This is a genomic window from Cytobacillus sp. GQ23, assembly GCF_059758675.1.
In genome coordinates this window covers 167,602-189,497 of record NZ_JCAXER010000004.1, presented here as the reverse complement: position 1 = coordinate 189,497, position 21,896 = coordinate 167,602, and the positions used below count along the sequence as shown (strand labels likewise).

Below are 21,896 nucleotides of genomic sequence, written 5' to 3'. Positions count from 1 at the left end.
TCTCACTCCTTACACATATCTGCTTCCGTATTGACGGAGGTGTTCTTCTATTTCATCCTGCCGGTCTTCAGTATAGGTGAAGTTCACCTGACTTTCAGATCCAACATTCGGTGTTACGACTACATTCACATTCCTAAGCCCCTGCCCCTGCAGGATGTTTATGAGGTTCTGTTTCAAAGCATTAAACCCTTTGAAATTCGAAGGCGGCCTTTCCTGATAGAATTCATTGCCTCCTCCGTCTCCCTCCTGCAGATCCGGAACATATTGGGAAGCAGCAATGTCATCATCCCAGAAGTTAAAGCTGCTCATGTCGAGGCCTGCTTCCTGAACGGCTTTGACTTTGATATCTTCCAGGCTGTACTCAGGACGCCAGCCCTCCCAATTCCAATCTGGAATGTCATATTTCTGCATATAATACTCAAGCGGCTTTTGATCTTCCAGACCCATTCCCCATAGGGCCTTGTAGATTCTCCTTTGGTTCTCCGGCACAAGCTTAAGGATTTTCTCCTTTTCTTCATCGGTTGCATTGATGAAATCCTGCACGAACCATTTATCCTTGTAAGGGAATGCCTTCATGAGTTCCATCCGGTCCCCATATGGATCGATGGCATACAGGGTGGTGTCTCGTTCTTCCTTATAGCTCAAGGCCTGCAGGAAGGATTCTGGCAGGTACAGCTCCCCTTTATCCTGGGAGATCTTCTCGAGCTCTGCATTGATGGCAGATCTTCGCTCTTCCCATCCTTCTGGCTGATCGATGAACAGCTGCTTCTTTTCTGCCTCAAGTTCGCCTTTTCTTTCTTTCGTTAGTGCTTTGTTTTCCTCAATCAATTGAGCAAAATCTTCCACGTCATAGCCTGTCTGATGGGCAATCTCTTCCCGGGCCGCCTGATAGAGGCCTTCGTATTTCAGATACTTCAGGATGTCGAAGTATTCATTCAGCTCATTCTCCGTTCGTCGTGCTTCTGGAATCCAGGCTTCTCCATGCTTTTGTTCATACCGTTTAAAGAACATGTTGGATCCAAGCCCAAACAGAGCACCCGCATAAGCAGCAATCTTGGTGGTCTTTCCTCCCTGCAAGAAGAATCGGCCTAACACGAGTCCTGTGGTTCCACCGGCAACTCCAGACCAGAGAGGATTATCAAAGCGCCCTAATCCTTGCAGTGTGGGTATCACATAGTCACTCATCATAAAATTCTCCCAGGTTGCCCAATCCTTTCCGTATACGTGATCTCTCTCGTATTCTTCCAAGGCTGTTCGCACTTGCAGGAACTTCGTATTCAGAGGAGAACTCATATGAGCCCATCCTTCCCACTTAGCGCCTTTTCTGATTTCCTGCGGAGTGAACCGGGCATGTACACCGGCTGCAGAGAAATCATTTTGAGCTTCTACCATTTCTCCCTTCTCGATAATCATCTTGTTGATGTTGCCGAGTTCGTTAAAAATGACAGCCCTCATGGTTCCATACGTGTCTTGTGAGATGCGTTTGTCTTCTTCTTCCGCTACGCCAATCTTGACTTTATCGCCTACCTGGAAGTATTGCTGCAGGACACCTTCTGCCTTCTTCCGGTACTGCATCCCTGCCAATCGGACAGGTGTGTCTCCGAGTTCTTCTGTCAGGAAGGTGTAATCATCCAGGAACTTCTTGACGGTCACTTCTTCCGTTACAATGTCGTTGCCTTTGAACCGATAAGGTGTGAACTCATATTTGGTCCTTCGGGCTGACACTTGCTTTCGAATCTGTGTGGCTTCTTTCCTCATATCACTTCCCTCAGGTAACGTGTCCAAGAGATACTGGCTCCAGAAGTTATATTCATCAGAGAACGGTGCCACATCCGCTAGGATCTTGAACTTATCAAAAGCCCCGTATCTCCCAGTCTCATCCGGATGAAGTTCATTCAGAGATTCATAGGCAGCACCTGGCAAACGGTATTCTCCATTTGGCAGTTTGCTGTAAGGATCTCCAATTTGAAAGTTGATGAAGTAATCATCTCCCGGCAGCCATTCAGGCATCGTGTTCCGGATCGGATTGTACTGGTCCAGCTTCCCGTCATCCCTTCGGAGGAAACGACGGCCAATCTCGGAGATCTGTCCGCCAAGGGAGCCCAGTTCAGCATCCCAGAATCGATTAGATAAATTTGTCGCTGCATCAGCCCGCTGGATAACGGTACTACCTGTATACGGATCGTGACCTAATACTTCATCGCCCATGATCCATTTATACACACCCAGAGGTTCTGTCCAGTTTTCCATTCCTTCCTGAAGTCTCCATTCACCGGTTCGGGGATCCTGGATATTCATCATCTTTCGGTATTGGATATCCTGCCGGTACGCAAAGTCCTCATCAAACATGGCTCTTGGCTGTGTGCTGACTTGAGCCTGATAGCTCGGTGCTTCAGAAGCGGAGGCAACAGCCTTCACATAGGTCCCTTGAGGAGCATCCGTCCTGGCCATCTGAAAGAGTTTTTCTTTTGGAATATCTTCCTTCGCAACATTGGCTGGCACATAGATGGATTCATTCGTTTGAGCATCCTGCACAAACATGGCTCCCGTCAAGTTGCCTTCGGCATCATGCTCATGACTGATATAGTAAGCCAGGGAATTATCGTTTTTAAAGGCTTCTTTCTGATATTCAAAATCAGCCTGCGCTTCATCACTCAGCTGCATGGTGCCGCCTGTGTATGTCGCTCCATACTCTTCGGGGGATGCATACACTTCGTGTGTTACTCTTCCCGCAGGAGATACCTCTGTTCGAACTGGTCCATCTGGTCGCTGCCCCAGCTGACTGGTTTCGTCTTCATAAATCAGAATGGGATCTCCCCAGTATTCCGGATGCATCTCTTCTACCGGCTTAATCAGACGGCCAATCGTAGCATTTCCGATATCACCAAATGCCATAGTGTTAGGGTTGAAGAGTTCTCCTGTTAGCATGTATGGCCGGTCATAATAATGTTTGCGCTCATACCAGTAAGGGTCTTTTAATCCGAGCGCAAAGGATAGTCCCCCAAGCGGGTTCTCCAAGGTTGGCAGCAAGTGATTGCCCCAGTACTCTTCGCCCGTAGCGCCTGTGCCTGAATATTCCCAGTCACTGTGAGCCTTCCGGAAACTGTTTGGCGCAAACTCTGTGATTCGTCCTCCACGATATGCGGACTTCGAACCCATCAGCCACCAGCGTGATTTCCGGACTTCTTCTTCCCCGTAGTACAGGTCATCCAATGTCTCATCATAGGTCATCAGGTCATCTTCCCGGAGGGTCACTTTTCCACCCATCAGAACGGGACCTAACGTGTTATTCAGAATATCTCCTGCGCTGATTGGGCCAAGACCAGGAATATGAACGCCTGGCATATCAGCCCAGTGCTCGATTCCCGGGTGCAGCATCCGCTCTCTTCTGGCTTGATAAATGTCATACTGTGTTCGAGACAGCGCATCACCCAGACGGGCGTTAGCCTTGTAATTCTCCCATCTTTCGTCCAGCCCTTCTCCTGTCCATTGATCCATTTTGTAGTCTGCATACTTAACAGCTTCCACTCCTCCAACAAGAGGCAGGAATCGTTTAAACATAAGGGCATTAAACATCTGATAGGCATTGCCCATGGAAGCATCTGAGAACCCTAAACCGGCATTCCCCAATGCGTCCTGCAGGCGGTACATCGGGAAGTAATTCCCAAACAGGGTGGCAGTCGTGACATCTTCTAAATTGTCTCTTCCGGTGCGTGGACTCAGTTGCTTTCCAAGATCCTTCAGCCCATCCACACGGTCGGTCATCTTGGAATCCATGCCGAAGATTTTGTTAAAGACACCGCCCAGGTTAGCTTCATTGATCGCAATGTAGTCATCATTCACCTGGTTAACTGGCTTGATGCTCGAGTGTCGTTCCCACATCGGATTGGTCTTTCGAGCCATGGTTCGCATAGCTTCCTGAAAGTCCTTATCGAGTCTGAATAGATTTCCTGTGTTGGTGACAGCCGCATCCGTGTTATTCCTCATATTGAAGGCCATGGAATTAAAGATACTGTAATTCAGCAAGCTTTCTGCCTGCTCTAAATCCTCTCTCCAGATCTTCCCGTCCGCATGCATGCCTTTCAGTTCGTGCCTGAAACTATTTGCCAGCTGCTGATAGCTCATGTTCTGGAAGGCCCCTGGTCTTTTCAGGAGCATCTCATTGACGAGGTACAGACTGGTCTGCTGCTTAATTTCATCCATCCCTGTCTGAATGCGGGTGTGATGGCCAATGATCGGGTTACTTTCCCCGATTGGTGTCCGTCGATCCAACACCCGGTTTGGATCCCGCTCAAACTGCTTGAAGAGAGATACCAGTGTGGAGTGCTGTGTGGCCCCTTTTCTTTTGCTCTCTGTTTCTCCGATCTTTTTGAACAGCTCCAGCATATCCTCATCCCGTGAAAAGCTGAATCCGTCTTTTCGGATAAACTCCTGCAGCGGGAAATCATTAACGGATCGTGGAAGCAGATCCTTCATATTATTAAGCACCCGTGGAGAAAAGCCTTGCGTGTTGAGTTTGAAATAGGTGTTCATTTCAAACATGTCTTCCGGAGACTCAAAGCCATTTCGTATGGCATTCTTGACCCGATTCCGTTCCCATTCCTTGCTGCCGAACTTCGTGAAGATACTGAAGAACTGATTAAACACAGAATCCTTGTCCTGGTTCCCGACATCAGCAAGCTCTGAGAAGAGGTTCCTCTTCTTATCGTTATCCGTCATTAGGCCAGATATATGGCGATGCATCTTTGGAAGCGTACCAAACTGAGAAGTGGTCAAATACATATCCCGATTTTCATTCAGGATTTTCAGGGCTGTCTTGCTGTCATTCAGAGCATCCGGGTCATGCAGTTTCACGAATTTGCCGTACATGAACACGACTTCTTCATTCAATGCTTCTGTTGCTTCAAATCCCCGGTGAGCGTTCAGGGCTGACAAGGTGGTTCCCCTTTGGAAGATCCGAATACTGGCTTCTTCCCTGGCCCGCTTTACTTCAAGGATATCCCGAAGACGCATAAGACCACCTGGTATGGTATTGGCCCACCAGTCTGCCTGTGAACGTTTCATGTCTTTAAACACTTTGTAATCCATAAGACCATTAATCTCACCGTTACGCTTGACCAGATACAGGTCTTCATCAAACACCGCTTCTGCAAAGCTCTTGTTCCGCTTCATCACGTCATTGATCTCTGCTTCCAGGTCTTTGTTGATTTGTATTTTTCCAGCTTTATGCATATCCAAGATGTCCTGGACGGTGGCCTGCTCATGGCCGATCACAAAGGATTTGAACTTGTTGTTTTTTCTCGTGGCATTCTGCATATGAAGAGCAGTCGCATCTTCAAACTTCTTCGTCATCCCTTCGACCACTTTCATGACTTCTGGATGATTAGGGACGAAATCCTTGCCTCTGTATTTTTCCCGGGCTTTCGTCAAGACATCTAATGCCTTACTTGTATCAATGCCTTTGCCATGTTTCTTCAGCATCAGCTTCAGCTGTTCATCTGTTCCGTAATCCAAGATGCCAAGGCGTCGCCCTTCGTAACCACGGTTGACGGCTTTCTCTAATTCGTCCACTGCACTTCTGGACATGCCGGAGTTCTTCCGGATGTCATCGAAGATGGCTGTATGTCGAAAACCTTCTACCGTTGTATAAGGAATCCCACTTGTATACTCCGTCTGGCTTTTCATCTCTCCTAGAAAGTGCCTTCTTTTGTTCAGTTCCTCCGCCATACGGAATTTACGGGAATTCAGGATATCCTTTGGCGCATAGGCTAGGTTCTGTTTGATCTCCCCTCGCTTCTTCATGAAGCTATCCTTCATGGCCTTCATTCTTTTGGGAGTCAGCTTATCAGTTCCTCTGAAAAGATTCCCTTGTGTGTCCCATACTTCTCGGGCAGCCTGGACACTTGCTTTGGCTTCGTTATCCAGAAACTGTGCGATCTTACGCATGGCACCGGTTCGATGGGCAGCTGACAGGACGCCTGCTGTTACGGCGATGCCGATTCCAACCTTTGCAAGAAGCGGCATTTCAGATCGTTCCTGCTCGTCATGGAAGAATCGAGTGGTCCGTCTTTCCCTGCCTTCATAGTCTTCCAATCTCACTTCTTCCATGAGTGTCTACCTCCTTAGTCAAATTCTCCTTTGAGTTCATCCATATAACTGAACCAATTCAGTTCCGGTTTGATGTCGCTCATATCCGTTGAAGGTTTGGATACAGCCTTTCCTGTTCCGGCAAGCATCGCAAGAAGCTCTTCCTCTGACTGAATTCCGCCTTCAGGTGGCTGCTTTTTAGCAGAAGGAGCTCCTCCCATAAAATCCCCTGCCAGTTGTTCGTTGCCTGCCATTTGAGGAGGAGTCGGAATCTGTTCAGCAAATTCTGGCGGCATCTGATCTTGAGGGACGAACTGCTGCTGCTCTATTTGCTGATGATCCTGCTGAATGGTTTCATCAATCAATTGGATCGGAACTCCTTTTAAGTTCTGTAGGATCCACTCTGCTCTTGACAGGTAGAACATCGTTTTTCTAATAGGCCAGGTGGCAATCTGCTCAAGGGTATACTCCGGAAATGCTTCATGGATCATAACATCTACCTGATAGTCATAGTTGTACATTTCTTCCCTATAGGAATCCAACAGCTCTTTTGCCTGTCCTAAGTGAAGTCCGGATGCATCCAGGATGCCATCCGATAAGATTTCGGCCACACCGGCAATGCCTTTGGTGTAATCATAATCATTCGGATAAATCATAGCTGAAAAGCAAATCGTCTCCTGAAACTCTCCCAAATCCAGATCCATCAGGATGATTTCCTTGTATTCCTCTCGCCCAAGCGGACGGAAGATGAAATGCTGTTCGAGGATCTCCATCTGATAGATATCACCGTACGCCTGCTTCCATTCTATTATCTGATTGATATCGATCATTTTGACTCCTCCATAAAAAATGAAGCAGAACGAATGTCCTGCTTACAGTTTGATTGGAGCAGACTGTGCGACGAATCCAGACTTCTCCATAATCATTTCAGATAATAAGCTGGCCACGCCCGCACGGCTCTTTTTAATGATCTCTAAGTTAAAGTTTCGTGGATACAGCACACATTTTTCTGTGAACAGCTCTTCCCGATCAAGGGCGTTGAGAGTAGTGTCACGAATGATTTCTCTGTATTCTGGTCGGCGCAGTGCTCTCCAAATATACACTTCATTGTCATATGGGGTGAAGTAAACATTGCCGTGACGCTCTTTCCATTCTTCTACTTCCATACGAGTCGGACCATTCGGAACCACTGGTGAATGCCACTCGTCTTCTGTATACTCAACACCATCTACTCCTGTAAAAATGGCGGATCTCTTTTGAACTTCTTCTTGAACTTCTTTTTTCTTCGCTTGTGTTTTTCTTGAACTTCTCTTTGGCTCCACCTGTTTTTCCTCTGCAAGATCTAATAGATCCAGCTGTTCCCCTTTGGTTTCTTCGAAGGCTTCAAGGATTGGATCGTGACTGGAAGCCATCTTCGCTTGTTTTGTGCTCATTTTCTTTCCTCCCTGCGTAATGCATTACAATATCTTTATTATAATCCTTTTTTCTTGACAGTGAAAGGACTAATTACTTGATCACGCCATATTGCATCCGTCGGTAAACGGTCTCGATGTCCCCTGAACTTCCTTGCTCCCCTTTTTTCATCCGGGCCATCTGAGCCATACCCACACCATTGAAGTCTCTGGCGATGAAAGAGTACTGTTCAAGAATAGGCGCCCCTGCCTGGTCGGTACCCATGGATTTAGACATCCCTGTTAACTGCACCCCATTTAGGACATCAACGGTCATGTTAGGAGGTTCCTCCTTGGCAGATTGATAGAATCGTCCGTTCACATAACCGGTCGCTTCGGAGACAGCCCCATATTGAATGCGTATATCAAACCCTAACTCATCCTGTCTAAAGTATGGGCGATCTGCATAGCCGAGGTACGCTTCATTGGTGTCTGGCTTCGTTCCCCAAATGGCCTGCTCATACTCGTCTGCTATCTGATCAAAGGATCGCTTGCCGAGCTTTGCAAGGATGTCTCCCAGTTTCATATTCTCATAATAAGAAGGCTTCACTAACCCTTTCTTCTCTCCCTGCTCAAGGGCATAGAAGATGGCATTGGCATTTGCCAGAATTTCATTTAAATAGCCGACAGTGGTGAAGTTCAGGGTAAACATGCCATTTACCTGGCGTCTCCCCCTGGCAACGGTATCATAGGTATATGAATTGTAGCCATATATCGGCATGACGTTCTCCTGCAGCTGAAAAGCAAGATTCGTAATTTCATCCACCCAAATGTCCCCAAAATAGATTTTTACATCTGCACCGGAAAAATAGTCCGAGCTGAAGATCTGATATTCCACCCGGTTGTCTGCGGGCCGGGCATAGCTATCTTTACGGGGAGCAAGCCGTTTCCCGTAAGGAGCAGAGCCCTTTGGAAAGTATCCTTTATTGGTTGTCATAGAATTACGCCCCTCCCTGTGGTGTAACCTAATGGCTTTTCTTCATTGACTCGATGCATCGGATCAATATCCAACGCATAAAACTCATACACATTCTGTGTCATGATGTCATCTACACTCATGATCATTCCCTCTGTGTATGTACTCACTCCATACAGCATCATGCGTGATTGCGCACCAAACTCATTTGCCATTGAAACTGTTACGTCAAAGATCGGCATTTCATCCATCAGCATCCGGTAGCCTTGTTCTTTGATCTCCTGCATGCATCGATACACAATGGACTCATCAAACACGGTGAATCCCATAATGCCGGTAATGGTTCTCATGCCTCGTGTGTAGCCTTTCCCGCTCACTCGCCCGAGTGCTCGAACGGGCACATTTTCTCTGAATACAGAATACGAAAGCTGAGAGAGTTCACCGAACACCACTGGCCCCCTGCCTGGCACGTTGATGCTGCACACCATATCTGTTCCTGCATAGGAGTTATATGTTTTTTGATAGTTTTGTAGCAACAGAATATCCCCCTATCTTAAAAAAAGGACAGCCGCATGTGCTGTCCCTATTCACTGTTTCTTATTTGATTAAAGAGTCAAACCACCGAAAGTCTGGCCGCCTGATACATTAGCAGAAGCTCCGCCAGTCTGAACCTGAGCGTTCTTCGCTTCGATTCCTTTGATCTTACGAGCAACGAATGTATAAGCCTTCGCCGTGATGACATCATCTACAGAGAATCCAGATGCTTCATTCAGAAGCTGGATGCCGTATAACTCCATGCCTGCACGCTGGCCATATTCATTTGCCATGGAAATCGTGATGTTGAATGGCATTAACTGGTCAGCATATTCAGGAACAAACATATCTACTGCATTGAATGCATCGAACTGTCCGTTTCCTGCCTGGCCATAACCAAGCTTTGTCATCTGCTCATTCCATGTGTTGATGCCGTATGTGTTAGCACCGTTTGCAGAAGTAGATTTCAATCCGCTTAAGATCTGATCTTCCAGGCCGGCATTGCCGAACTGCTCTCCTACGTTCGTTCTCCACTGTTGGAATTTCTGCATTTTTGGAGCACCTTGGTACTCTTTACGCATTTCTTCCATTAGCGCATCCCGGTCAAACTGGACAAATACTAGGCTTCCAGAAATGCCACGCTTTCCACGAGAGAAAGAACGAGCATCAGGAGAACCCATTGTGTAAACAGGCGCTACTTCACGAGCAACAGAGTAAGAGATTGCTTGAAGCTCACCAATTACACGTCCGTTGAATGAAGCCACGATATCCGCTCCAGAGAAGCTGGTAAACGTGCGAGTATATTCCTCGTTATTGAACATAGTGAATATTCACTCCCTTTGAAGTTGGTTTATATAAACACAAGGGGGAGCCTGTCCCCCTCATGAGATCCTTACAGGCTTGCTCTTAGAGCTACACTTGTGTAGATCTTGCGAAGCTCGTAAGCTGGTACTAGTTCAAGCGAGATGAACGCATTTCCAAGTACACGGTCTTTCGCAGAAGAGAAGATGGAGAACTTGAAGTTTTCGAGAACCCCTAATTCTTTTAATCTATCTAATCCAGCTTGGATCTCTGTTGCCAAAGAGTTACGCTGTGCGATGCCGTTTGGAAGTCCAATGAACTTGTCAGCCTTGCTGCGGATCAATTGAACCGTTGCATGTGTGATACGAACAGTTGTCAGACGCTGGTAGTCTGTGTTTGGACCTGCTGCTGTCACACCGTCTTTTACTACGATGACACGGCTGCCGCCTTCTACAATCTTAGACTCGAATGTTACGAATCTTCCTCCAGCCAACTGGTTATGCTGCGCCTCAGAAAGGTTATAGCGAAGACCAATGGCAGAGACTTCTTTGTTCGTTGTAGAGACTTCTGCTCTCAACTGAGAAATCAAGGAAGCATAGATGCTTGCACCGTTTGCTACATAATTGCCAAGCTTCTCGTGTGCCAGGCCAACTTCTGGACCAAAGACAACGCTCACGTAGCGGCCGATGTCAATTGGCTCTCCTTCGTCGTTGAAGATCTGCTCATGAGTGGCAAGGTTGTACATGTAGTGCAGGTTCTGGAAGTTGTGGTTGATTCCACGAGCATTATAGAATGCTGCCTTCTCCTCGCTCACTGCAACGCCCTTCGTTAATAGATCAATGTACTCTTGAACCTCACGAAGTCCGGCGAGTGGAGCTGGAGCAATTCCGATAGCACCGATTGTTTCAGATGTCTTTGCAGAAACCATCGCACAGTGTTGTGCAAGCTGTGTCGCAAAGTTCTTTCTGTCGTCGATAACAATGGAACCGTCTTCTGCAACGCCGCCGATAGCTGTGTTAGCATGAACGTCTGCTAATAGAATGATATCTACTGCATAGTTTTCAAGCTTAGAGTAAATGCCTTGGTCTACTAATTCGAATTCATCCAGTGTGCCTTCAACTAGTTTGTACTGTCCGCCAAGCGTCTCATATAGAGCAGCCATGTCTTTAAGATCCGCAGAGTTAAAGAATCCATCAGTACCCAACCAAGGGTAACGTTCTGGGTTTCCTTCAGGCTTGCTGTCATCAATGAATAATCCGAATGACATCGTGTTTTCGTTATACTTCTCACCAAGGTTGATTGGGCGGTAGTCATAACGTCCATTGATCTGGCTGATTGTGTAATCTGTTACAAGCAATCCAGCAACCGGCACTTCACCCGCATGTAAAGGAACATCTAAACGCACGATGTTGTTTAAAGTGGAAAGGCTGTTTACATAGTTTGCAAATTCACGCAGAGTACGGATGCCACGCAACTCTTTTGTACGGAAGCGAAGTTCCACATCAGCAGAAGTTGCACGCTTTTCAGTTGGTTTAATGAAGCGGATTACACGGTTTTCCATATCAATCGTTCCGTTTTCATTCACTTCATACTCAACTGCTACTTTGACACCGTATAGGTCGTCAATCGTTTCGCCTGTTTCTTCTTTGCCGCCATAGATGCGTCCTGGAGCAATGGCTGACACTTCAAGATAAGCGCCTTGTGTGCTGTTTTCACCTGTCTTGTAATGAGCAAATAGTTTCGCTCCAACAGGGCCAACGCCTGCTTTCACTCGTACTTCTACTCTCTCAGAAGGAGTTGAAGGGAATACTACTGTGTAGTCAGTACCTTCTACTAGAGAATGTTTCACACCATTTAACTCGTAATGCACTTCAAGTGAATCAGAGATTGGCATGAACTTTAGAAACGTCACCTTTTCTGTTCCGGGAACCAATTGAGTAGCTGTTCCAACCACTTCAAGATCGTTGTAGTAGAAGTAATCAGCCTTTACAGTCACACCAGAAAGAGCCGGGTAAATTCCTTTGCCCACTTCAGCTTGATAAGCAGAAGTGAATCGAATGCCGCCTTGCTTGAACTCACTAGCTGTAATCACGTCTGTTAGCTCATTAACCACAGCTGCATCTGCTTTACCGATACGCCATAAGCGCTCGCCAGAAGCATTTACAGAAGGAATCGTGTTCACATTGCCCGTTCCATCAATCACATATACGTTTGCTTGATGCATCGGATCATCAGACCAGTTGCCCACTTCAGAAGAGAAGTAGTTTGTCATGGAAGGATCTTGTGTAAGCAGCCCTGCAGTGGATTCGTTTGTGCTGCCATCGTCATTACGTGTAACTTCTGTATAATTACGTGTAGAAGCTTTGTACGTAACTTTAACTGTATTCTTTGGACGGAATTTATCTTTGCCAAAGTATACTGTTTCTGAGCCAACCGTAGTGTCCACGTTCAAGTAGCCAGTGCTATCAGGGAATGTCTTTACAGGAGCAGATGCTAAATCAGTGCCTGCAAACTCTTCAACTTTTTCAATCTTTACTAAGCGCTGGTTAGCAGAAAGACCAAGAGACTTGGAGAATTCTACGTTACCAGGGATCAGCTGGTTACCGAAGACATCCGCAAGCGGCTCCATCACTTCACTGTTAGGATCTTTCGCAGGAAGTTCAGTTTTAGCTGTCTTGCCGGCTACACGAAGCAAGCGAATGTCGTCGTTGCCTGAGCGAAGGGCTTCCCACATCGCACGGATTAAAGAACCTTGGTGAGGAACTTTAACTGTCTTCACTTCTCCGTTTTCTACGACTTTCCTACGCTCTAATAAACCACCGAACATTTTCTCGGCTGCTTTCGGTCCACCAATTGCATTTACAGAAATCGGTTCACCGACAGGGCCATCAAGTGCAGTACCGATGATTAGAATCGATTGGGTACTTGCTTGCTCGGATTGAGCACCGGTGTGGAGATTGCCATCTTGGTAATCAACCTTAACACCCGGTAGGTTTTCATACTGTTCGAATTGTGCCATTTAGGAATCCTCCCTTAATTAATTTTCTCCTTCAAAGGAATGAAGGTTTGCTTGAACAGCAATTTGTTGGATTTCATTAAGAAATCTCACGATGAGCTTCTCGAAGCGCACCGTATAAAGCAGCTTTCGTTTGGCAGCGCCAACACGTCCTTCGGTTAGCACCTCATCTTCCCCCTGTGCATGGAACAAGATTTCCTGAACCCCATTCTTCTTGAAAAAGCCTGCATAGGTCTGCAAGAATTCTTCAATCTCCATGACGAGTTCATCTGCTTCTTCTGCACTCAAGGAGTAGACGCAAAACTCTACCCACACATCGAACATCTGGCCATACAGCTCAATGTATTCACCTTCCATATGCGGATGGCGAATGGTGCCCCGGGGGCGAGGCTTCAGGTCCTTGAACCCTTCAGAGAGCTGTCTGCGTACGACCCGATACGTAATGGTCGGAAAATCCACATCTTCTTTCAGAGGGGAATTCCGGACGATCTTTGCTATTTTCCCGGCTGCTTCCCAGAGCTTTCGGAAGTCATCCACAAAACCTAAGAAAGTAATGGGTTTATCTGAACGTAAGCGATTGTCAATGTAAGCATCCGTGAGTGGTGCTCGTCCATCATTGGCTTGACTTTGGCCCAAACTGTTATTGGAATCTTGATATTCTTGCTTCAGTGAAGCAGGCATCTCTTGTGCTTTCTTGATGAAGGCAAAAGGATTCGTCATATTCGTTGGCACATTGTTCATTCGCTCACCCCCTTACCTTACTTGAACACCCTCACTCGAGAGTGTGTGGTCATGCTATGGACTGAGAAGATCGGGACGATTTCAATCTCGACCTCAATGTACCCCTGGCGCTCGCTAATCGAAAGTGTGTAATCATAGCTTCTAATTCTGGTTCCCACAAAGTCTTCGCAGATGGCTACTATGACATCCTCGATATTCATGGCCTGGAACGATAGATTTGTACTTCCAACAAACGGCTGCAGCTCAAGAGACACTTGATTGATCAAGGACTGAGCGATCCTGAAATTCGATATATGTTTATGGACACTCCCTGGCGTACTGACCGCACAGCTGGAAGATGTACATGTAACACCTTTTTTAAATGTATTCTTAAAACAGACAATGCCTATTTCCCGAAGCCATTCGATTTCTTCTTTTACGAACTCCATTTTTAGAGACACGTCTGAAACAGTTTTGTTTATGGGACTCACTTCCGGACCAATAGCAGAAAGCATGCCGGCATATACTGCTCCAGCCTTCTTGTATAAGAACTGATCTGGCACGATTGACAGGTATTTGCCTGTCTCGATGCTTTCATCTCCATTTTCAATCGTCAGGCTGGCAATGGATCCTTTCAGTGAGAGGATGCCTTGTTTGCCTAAAGATGGAGATAAGGTAGTAATCGTGTGAACCAAGCTTCCCTTTTCCTGCTTGATCAAGGAGAAGTCCAGTATCATTTGGAACATGTCAGGGTTCTTGTCGAAGTGCACATTGTCTAAATACAAAAGATCGAAATCAAATACTTCTAAAACACCAAATGCAACCTCATACTGGAATGGCTCTATTCTCATGAGATAGATCTCCAATCCTTCTTGAAAGGTTGTGGCATCTTCATAGGCAGACACTAAGGGTCCTCCACCAAAGAATTCATAGGCCATGTCCTTGCTGTATATCAATACGGGCTCATATAGCTCTCCTTTATCGGCTTCGGCCACCATCACCAGACGTTTTCCGTTGGCGACTGTCCGTTCCACATAAAGGTGAGGATGCTGCAGATACTCAATGCTCGGTGAGGGCTGAATCATCATGCGCTCCCTTCTGGTCGTAGCGGGCATACACTTGGTAAAACTCCGTTCGACCCTTGTATCCGAACTTCGGTTCCACCGCACTGATCAAATGTTTTTCTTTGATGTACCGGGGAACCCCATTAATGTCCCAGATTACTTCAAGGATCAGGTCATTGGTTTGAGGCTTGATGTCATGTTCTAGGTAATAGACATAGGCTTTCGGAGATATTCGACCGGCTGCACTGAGCTGGTTAACTCCAATAAGCGTCTCAGGAACAGAAGAGATGTTCCTTCTGGTTCTGACTTTTTCTATCTGCACGACATTGCCTGTGCCGAAACACTTGGCACAATCAACAGAAGGCTCTCCGCTTCTTTCGCTATAACATTCACATCGAAAGCGAACATCTCTCCGGACATACACAATCTCATGTGAATACTGATCAAAAAACTGAGCTAACCTCTTTCGGACGTTAATCATTAATCAAATCCACGTCCTTCCGGAGTGCCGGCAGCTGTTCTAAATGAAGAGGAAACTGGTGAAGCGAAACCTCTGCGGTTTCGGCCCATCATGGAATCCATCCAGAATTTCAGATCCTTTTCATTCGCTTGCAGCATGGCCTGCAGTTTCTTGAGTGGCGATTCTTCTTCGTTGTTTCCGTTTCCAGATCCGCCAATGCCAGTAGAAGAGCTGGTTTTATCCGTGATGGAGAAGTCTCCTAACGTGATAGAGCCGCCGGTTTCATTGATCATGCCTGAGCCTGCTTCAATCTCCTCTGCATCCGCTCCATTCAAAATGCGAACCATTAAATTATTCATCAGCATTCTGGAAGTTTCATACATGACAAATTTTTGGGCAGGGAACAAGCTGGTGTCATTGTCCCGGATGTCTCGGTATCTGGCGTTATTTGGATCAGCCACATTGCCTAAAAGGACCATGGCCTTTTCGCTGGCATCTCTTATGGCTCCATAAATATCATGCGGCGTAAAGTACTTGAAGGTACTTCTTAAAACCGACTGAACTTCTGATGGAGTCGATAAAAGAGGCTTGTATTCGGAAGTGAACGTGATCGTCTTCATGCTTCCCAATCGTTTCCCGGTTACAGAGCGAATCTCTTTATCCAGGACAACTCGATAGGTCTGGTTGAATTTCATGTTGTCAGCCAGGGTGAAGATAATCCGGTTGTTCACGACTTCTGGGTCACGGGCAAGCGCAATAGAAAAATCAGGTGGCATTATATACCCGTCAGCACTGGTGGCAGGCTCTTCCTCTTCTTCTTCCTCTTCAGGCAATGCAGGAGTATAAGATTTCATAAGATCAAGAAGCTCATACGAAACCTGGTTCGTTTCTTGAACTATCTGTTCGGTTCGAGAAAGATAAAATTTCTCTTGTGTCGTATACTCTTTTCCATCAATCACTACTTTGTACGTAATGATATAATCACCGTATTGAAAGTCGATAGGAATGGGATAAACCTTGATATGACGGGATCCACCATCCATTGTTTCAAGTTTAACATTATCTACCTCATGTAATCCATTTCGGTCATAATGCTCGATCAATGCTGTGGGAGGGAAATCCGTAGGGATTGGACTGTTTTTATCGTCTTTAGTTAGTAATTCGAGCAAAATCGTGGAATCCTTTTGAAATTCTCCAATATAGTTCATCCTGTCACCTTCTTTCAAAAAGACCCCCCTCCCGCAAAGGAAGGAGGGCATTTTTCACTTATTCAGCATTGTTAATATGGAACTTGATTTGAACGATATCAGTAGGTTCAAGAACGGTGCCATCCCCTAAATCAAACGTGATCTTGTCGCCATTTGTGCCTTCTTGGTAGTTTAATCCCTCTTCTTGAAGTTGACCATTGATGTAAACCTCAAGAGAATCGTCACCTACCTGGAAGGATGTAGGCAATGTCTTCTTAGAAGTAAACTGAGAAAGCAATAGTTCAGCTTCTCCGCCAGCTGCTTGGAAGCGTGCACGGAAGTGTTCATGAATTAATTTGCCTGCTTTTAACGTACCGTCTTCGTTTAAGGCACGGTCTAAACGGACATCAATCGATGCTTCCGTTCCACGGGCAGCTTCTACTTCCGTTTCCAGTTCTTTAGCACGCTCATCCAGTGCCAGTTCTGCTGCCTCCGCACGAGCGACTTCATCTGCAAGGCCTTGCGTTAACGTTGCTTCTGCCTGAGAGGCACGAGTCACTTCTGCATCCAATGCATCTTGAAGCCCCTGTTCAGCAAGTGCGGCACGAGCTGCTTCATCCGCAATTGCCTGAGCGTTCGCTTGTTCTGCTGCTTCTGCACGCTGTGCTTCCGTAGTCAGACGAGAGATAAGTTCAGCAATGTCAGCTTCCAGGCGTGCATCAAGAGTAGCGTGTTCGCCAGTCACTTCAGAAACACGGGCCGCATCTACTTCTTCTTGAGTAGTAGAACCACCATTAGCTGCTGACTCAATCTTGTTATGCAACTCTTTTAAGGCACCTTCAACTGTAACAGCTGTAAAGATATTAGCCAGATCCTCAATGCCGACTAAGCTTGCACCTTTACCCGCTTCTTGAGATACAAGATCTTCTTTGATCTTAGCGACTGCTTCTGAACGAGCCTGCACTTCATCAGAGATTTGCTTCGCTAATGACACTTCCAGTTTGCCTTTTCCATCACGGCCAAGGACATATCCTGAACCATAGATGTCACGAGCCAGCTGGTGAATGTTTTGGAAGGCAGTGATATCAGCAGATCCTGCTACAAACTTTTCGTTTGCTGCAAATAGCTCAGAGATGGTGCGAAGGTTGAAACGTTCCATGTACTGGAAGTCAACAAATGCTTCTTCCGGCATTGTGAACGGAACTTCTGTCTCTTCCTCTGCGTAAACGAATAGCACTTTAAAGTCTACTCCGTCATGAACCATGCGGCCATAAACTTCTTGTCCTTCAGGTCCAACAAATGAATCACCTGTCACTGCATCACGCATTGGTACTTTATTGTAAGGAGCATCTGTGATGACACCTTCTTCTGTGCCGATGGATTGAGATACGGGTGCATCTGATTCCAAAATACCCGTTTGGGATAGGTTCAGTTCTGTCAGACCAGCTACTTCTTTATTTTCTACTTGAACGAAGTCTACGACTTTTTTCGTTTCAAGTGCCTCAGCATAGTGAGAGCCCCAGTTGACATCCAGTTTGCTTTCGTGGATACCGGCATCATCAGCGACATGCTGATTGGTTAAGACGCCAGGACGTATCTGTTTGCCATTTAAACGTGAAATTGCCATGAAAAATCACTCCTATAGGATAATGGTTTGGTGCAATTCAAGGAGGCTGCCCCTATCCTTGCAGGATCGTAATGTAATCAACGATCACTTCATCCTCTTCATCGAGTGAGTGGGTAAAACGAAACCGATTATTCCCCAATTCTTCATAATCGCTATCAATACCTTGTCTTTGCCTCATGCCATTCAGGCATACACGCAGGGTATTCTTCACGTATTCATAGTTGGTTGTAAACGTCCGTCCATCCCCTTCTACTGAGAGGATTGGGATCTCGTTGCTTATGAACACTGTCTGATTAATGATCTGTACTTGTGTGACATCCCCTGTCGTCTTTGCAGTAATAATCTCAGCCATGACTCCCTATCCTTTCCCTTAGTTTCGTTCTGATAGAATGTAAGCAGAAAGCTTACTGACCGTTGCCGGATCGATATCTTCTGTAAACTCGATAACAATCCTCTTCTGGTTGCCGTTTGCCAGCACACTGTTGAAGGTCGCTACATTGTTGTTTACGGATTTGTCCTTTGGCGAAGAAGCTTTGACTCGCAAACTGGTCAGTGTCTCTCCTGCCTTGGCTGAGAACACCTGTTGAAGACTGGTCAACTGATCTTCTTTTGCATGACTCTTGGTTTGCAAAATCACCCTTTTGCTTTGAGCGGCTACAGGCTCTTCTTCCGGTTCCTCTGGCTCCACTTCATCTGGCATTGGTTCTTCTTCAGGCACTCGTATAATGGGTGCTCCTTCATAGAAGAAACGAATGGCATCTGACCAGGCACTCACTTCCCCTTTTGAGCTCACAGATCTTGCCCTCATATAATAGAGGCCTGTCTGGTAAGGGATGTCCGGTGTCACAGAGACACTTGGTGTCCCGTAGACTTTTTCCCCGTTTGTAGGCCAAAGCAAATGATGAAAGGTATTGCTCTTAGAGATTTGAATCTCATAATAGTCTGCATTGCTTTGCGGTTCGAGTTGAAACGTAGCAGACTCTCTGATGACCGACACGTCTGTAGGAGCTATAATGGTTGGAGGTTTTAGGGACTCCACATCTTTTGTCGAGAACTCCAGCTCGAATGTCTGGGCCATGCTTCTGCCTGTGATATCCTTTAAACCTTTGGCACCCCCAACTAATTGCAGCTGATAGTGATTGTCCGGACCTAATTTACCAACAGGCTTTACTTTAAGCACTCGTCTGTTGTAATCAAACGACACGGGCTCCACTATCTGTTCGGTAACGTTAAACAAAATGACACTATCAGGAGTGAAAGTATTCTTGTTGATATCAACCATGAAGTAGACTTCAAGAGTCTGATCCAAAGGGATGTTTTCCTCCGTGTGCCGTGGCAGTGTTTTATAAATAACGTTCATGCTACACCGCCTTCATGAACTTGTAGCTTACTCGGATGACGGATTTTGGCTGCGGTACCTGAAGAGCTGAGAAGATGATCTCACCTGTCTGGTAATCCATGAAGTAATCTCCATCTTGCATAGCAAGTGTGGAGGCCCTGGCCATCTTCATGCCATCTTTAAAAACTTCTTCACTATTTTTGATGGGCTTCTCAGCTAGTTTGAATAGCTTGTTGGCTCCATCCATTACGCCAGCGGGCGTTTCCTGATCTGAATAATTAGCCCCGGAGAAGTCAGGCATAACACCTTTCTTCATCCGGAACTTTGGATAATCAGGATGTTGTCGAACAAATGCCATTGATTATCCCTCCTACTTCCACATCAATGCGTAATCATACACAGAAGGCCTGATAGTTCCCGTGTAAAGGCATTCCACTTTAATTTGGAAATATTTCTTTTGTACCGGCAATAGCACCGGCTGGTCAGGGGTAATGGGGATCCACTCATTTCCCTTTGCCGTTCTGTAATAAAAATTCACATGTGCTCCTTGAGCCGGATAGTCTTCAAAGTTTGACACCAGGTTGATCTCTTCGGTTGGAGAAGGGATCTCAATCAAATTGCTGACCCATGAACCTTGACTGATGGAAAACTGAAGAGTATTTAAAGCAGCTGTGCTTTCTGGATCTCTGTCTTCATTTCCTACAAACGATTCGTGGTAGTACATATTGTAAGGCGACACAAGGAGATAGAAATCATATCTCTCTCGTGTCGTCTTCAATTTAATGGCTTCAGCAATGTTTTTCTGCATGATGTTCAAGTGAAAGTCATGCAGGACTTGTCCGTCCAAGAAGGCAATCCGCTTCATAAAGTCAGTCGCCATAGTTTGGCCTCCTTATTAGAAAGTGACAGACCAAGTAACACGCATGCCAGTGTTCTTATCTTTTGTAACAGGGCCGATGCCAGAGATGTTGAACATTTTGCCGCCTTTTTTGTCATCGAACATGGCCACTTGATAAATGTCATGAGTAGTCTTTTCATATTTGTAATTGACTGCGACTACTTGATTGGCACTCAAGCTGTTTGGTATGATGCTTCGTCCATCAATGGAGATCTGGTAGCCCCCTGCTTCAAGAGCACTTCCGTTGATTTTCACTTCTGGAGTCAGGAATGCACCTGTCTCATCTTTAGCAATGGCATAATCCAATGAGATGGATGATTGGCCACTGACCGCCGTTACGACTTTGCTTGTGTCTTCAAGAACAGGAGCTGGAACACCTTTCGGGAAATCCGCTACAAACTTAACCACTGTACCAGAGTTAACCATGTATTCAACCTGAACTTGGCCAGGTGTGTGAACTTCTGGACCACCAGTCGGGTTAGAGCTAAAAGTAATATGTCCTGTGTTAGGATTTGAGATCCATACGTCACCTTGGTTCGGTCTCAGACCATTATCAACAATGCTATATGCCTTTACTTTAGTAGAGTCAACTGCATCTATGTGACGAACGGCTACCAATTTCACTACAGGAGCTTGTCCAAGTACATAAGTTAAATGACGGTTATCAAGCTTCAGGCGATATGTCACGTCCACGGTGTGCCCAATCTCTACATCACTATCGGTAAACTTAATGGTTACAGAAGTTAGCGTATTTGTAGGAGTCGTGGTTCTTTCTTTGACTTCAGCACCTGTTGTCGTGTTCTTAACCGAAACCAGTTCATACAGCGTGCGGCCTGTTGCACCAGATCCGCTATCATGAAGATTTGAAAGATCATACGTCAATTTCTTTGTAGAGCCATCTCCATTGTCCGTGATTGCAATGGTTGCTGTCTTTTGCACAGTTGCGACTGGCTGCGTAGGGATAGCTGGCTCGATTTCTGTTGCTCCATTGGTAATGGAAGAAGGATAGATAATTGGCATGCGAGATCCAGGCAGTTCATTTCTCATGAATGTTGACAGCTTATCGGAGTTGCCAAATTCCACTGGCTGATAGTTCGGATGAGCTGCAGAAGGCTTACCGCCAAGTGCCATGAATCCTAATGCATAATGCATATGGTAGTCATATGCGACTGTTACTTTTTGAACCGGCTGCTCGAATAGCACTTCACCTGTACGGTAGTTCACCTGGTACGTTTGGCTATCATTGCTTGCTACAGCTGAACGAGTCCACTCCGTGCCATTTACTTCCACTTTCTCCGTACCGGCAATGACTTTCATGTACTTGTTCTTGATTTTATGGAACTTAATTTCCACTGCTGCCGTCGGTGCTTCATTAAACGCAATCTTTCCTGTCTCAGCATCCAGCAAGAACACATCAGTATCAATGGTTAGCGCACTTCCATCAACCAGGACTTCATCCAGGCTGGTAATGCCCTTTAACTCTTCTAATGTAAATTCTTTCTGTGCATTTGTTAAACCCCAGTCTGCTTCGAGCTTGCCTTTTTGCTCCCCTTGCACACTTAGCGGGAAAGCATATAGCAATTGTGAATTAGCAGAAAGGGAGGAATCTCCCTTATCTACCTGGTTCACACGAAGAACTTTTGCAGGGTCAGCTATCATGTTTGCAACAATTTCATTTGCCGATTGAACAACGAGGTTCTTTTTCTCCTTCTTGAAGAAAACCCCTCCATCGTTGTAAAGCTCTAGTTTGACATGCCCTTTCGGGTTCATTGCTGAAATGTCTTTCAACATGTATC

17 protein-coding genes are annotated in these 21,896 nt (G+C 46.0%); all 17 read right to left on the bottom strand.

Features of this window, described 5'->3' with window-relative positions; translation table 11 throughout:
* Positions 1-9: 9 nt before the first annotated feature.
* The 17 genes from AC6CHU_RS05370 to AC6CHU_RS05290 all read right to left on the bottom strand — a co-directional run bounded on the left by AC6CHU_RS05370 (position 10) and on the right by AC6CHU_RS05290 (position 21,891).
* A complete protein-coding gene (locus tag AC6CHU_RS05370; RefSeq protein WP_498120605.1) occupies positions 10-6,108 on the bottom strand; it encodes a hypothetical protein in 6,099 nt (2,032 codons plus the stop codon).
* 14 nt (positions 6,109-6,122) lie between these two features.
* Positions 6,123-6,917 carry a hypothetical protein gene (locus AC6CHU_RS05365; protein WP_498120603.1) on the bottom strand — a complete coding sequence of 265 codons (795 nt, stop codon included), beginning with the start codon at positions 6,915-6,917 and terminating at the stop codon, positions 6,123-6,125.
* Between the two features lie 42 nt (positions 6,918-6,959).
* Complete coding sequence (locus AC6CHU_RS05360; protein WP_498120601.1) at positions 6,960-7,520, bottom strand: hypothetical protein; 561 nt, start codon at positions 7,518-7,520, stop codon at positions 6,960-6,962.
* 73 nt (positions 7,521-7,593) lie between these two features.
* A complete protein-coding gene (locus AC6CHU_RS05355) occupies positions 7,594-8,475 on the bottom strand; it encodes a hypothetical protein (RefSeq protein ID WP_498120599.1) in 882 nt (293 codons plus the stop codon).
* On the bottom strand, positions 8,472-8,990 hold the full coding sequence (locus tag AC6CHU_RS05350; RefSeq protein ID WP_498120597.1) for a virion structural protein: 519 nt from the start codon (positions 8,988-8,990) through the stop codon (positions 8,472-8,474). Before AC6CHU_RS05350 ends, AC6CHU_RS05355 begins: the two co-directional genes overlap by 4 nt.
* 69 nt (positions 8,991-9,059) lie before the next feature.
* Positions 9,060-9,809, bottom strand: a complete 750-nt coding sequence (locus AC6CHU_RS05345; protein WP_498120595.1) for a hypothetical protein — start codon at positions 9,807-9,809, stop codon at positions 9,060-9,062.
* Between the two features lie 71 nt (positions 9,810-9,880).
* On the bottom strand, positions 9,881-12,808 hold the full coding sequence (locus AC6CHU_RS05340) for a hypothetical protein (RefSeq protein ID WP_498120593.1): 2,928 nt from the start codon (positions 12,806-12,808) through the stop codon (positions 9,881-9,883).
* A gap of 18 nt (positions 12,809-12,826) precedes the next feature.
* Positions 12,827-13,546 carry a hypothetical protein gene (locus tag AC6CHU_RS05335; RefSeq protein ID WP_498120591.1) on the bottom strand — a complete coding sequence of 240 codons (720 nt, stop codon included), beginning with the start codon at positions 13,544-13,546 and terminating at the stop codon, positions 12,827-12,829.
* A 17-nt stretch (positions 13,547-13,563) separates the two neighbouring features.
* Positions 13,564-14,613, bottom strand: coding sequence for a hypothetical protein (locus AC6CHU_RS05330; protein WP_498120588.1), 1,050 nt, complete (start codon positions 14,611-14,613; stop codon positions 13,564-13,566).
* Positions 14,585-15,070 carry a hypothetical protein gene (locus AC6CHU_RS05325; protein WP_498120586.1) on the bottom strand — a complete coding sequence of 162 codons (486 nt, stop codon included), beginning with the start codon at positions 15,068-15,070 and terminating at the stop codon, positions 14,585-14,587. Before AC6CHU_RS05325 ends, AC6CHU_RS05330 begins: the two co-directional genes overlap by 29 nt.
* Positions 15,070-16,257: an Ig-like domain-containing domain gene (locus tag AC6CHU_RS05320; protein ID WP_498120584.1), complete on the bottom strand. Its 1,188-nt coding sequence runs from the start codon at positions 16,255-16,257 to the stop codon at positions 15,070-15,072. The genes AC6CHU_RS05325 and AC6CHU_RS05320 overlap by 1 nt, the downstream gene beginning before the upstream one ends.
* A 58-nt stretch (positions 16,258-16,315) precedes the next feature.
* The gene (locus tag AC6CHU_RS05315) at positions 16,316-17,863 is read right to left on the bottom strand and encodes a hypothetical protein (RefSeq protein ID WP_498120580.1); all 1,548 of its coding nucleotides are present in this window, start codon (positions 17,861-17,863) and stop codon (positions 16,316-16,318) included.
* A 52-nt stretch (positions 17,864-17,915) separates the two neighbouring features.
* Complete coding sequence (locus tag AC6CHU_RS05310) at positions 17,916-18,215, bottom strand: hypothetical protein (protein WP_498120578.1); 300 nt, start codon at positions 18,213-18,215, stop codon at positions 17,916-17,918.
* 18 nt (positions 18,216-18,233) lie between these two features.
* Positions 18,234-19,223, bottom strand: coding sequence for an Ig-like domain-containing domain (locus AC6CHU_RS05305; protein WP_498120576.1), 990 nt, complete (start codon positions 19,221-19,223; stop codon positions 18,234-18,236).
* 1 nt (position 19,224) lies between these two features.
* Positions 19,225-19,560, bottom strand: a complete 336-nt coding sequence (locus AC6CHU_RS05300) for a DUF8818 domain-containing protein (RefSeq protein WP_498120574.1) — start codon at positions 19,558-19,560, stop codon at positions 19,225-19,227.
* A 12-nt stretch (positions 19,561-19,572) separates the two neighbouring features.
* On the bottom strand, positions 19,573-20,082 hold the full coding sequence (locus AC6CHU_RS05295; protein ID WP_498120572.1) for a hypothetical protein: 510 nt from the start codon (positions 20,080-20,082) through the stop codon (positions 19,573-19,575).
* A 15-nt stretch (positions 20,083-20,097) separates the two neighbouring features.
* Entirely contained in the window at positions 20,098-21,891 is a 1,794-nt protein-coding gene (locus AC6CHU_RS05290; protein WP_498120570.1) for a hypothetical protein, read from the bottom strand.
* Positions 21,892-21,896: the final 5 nt, after the last annotated feature.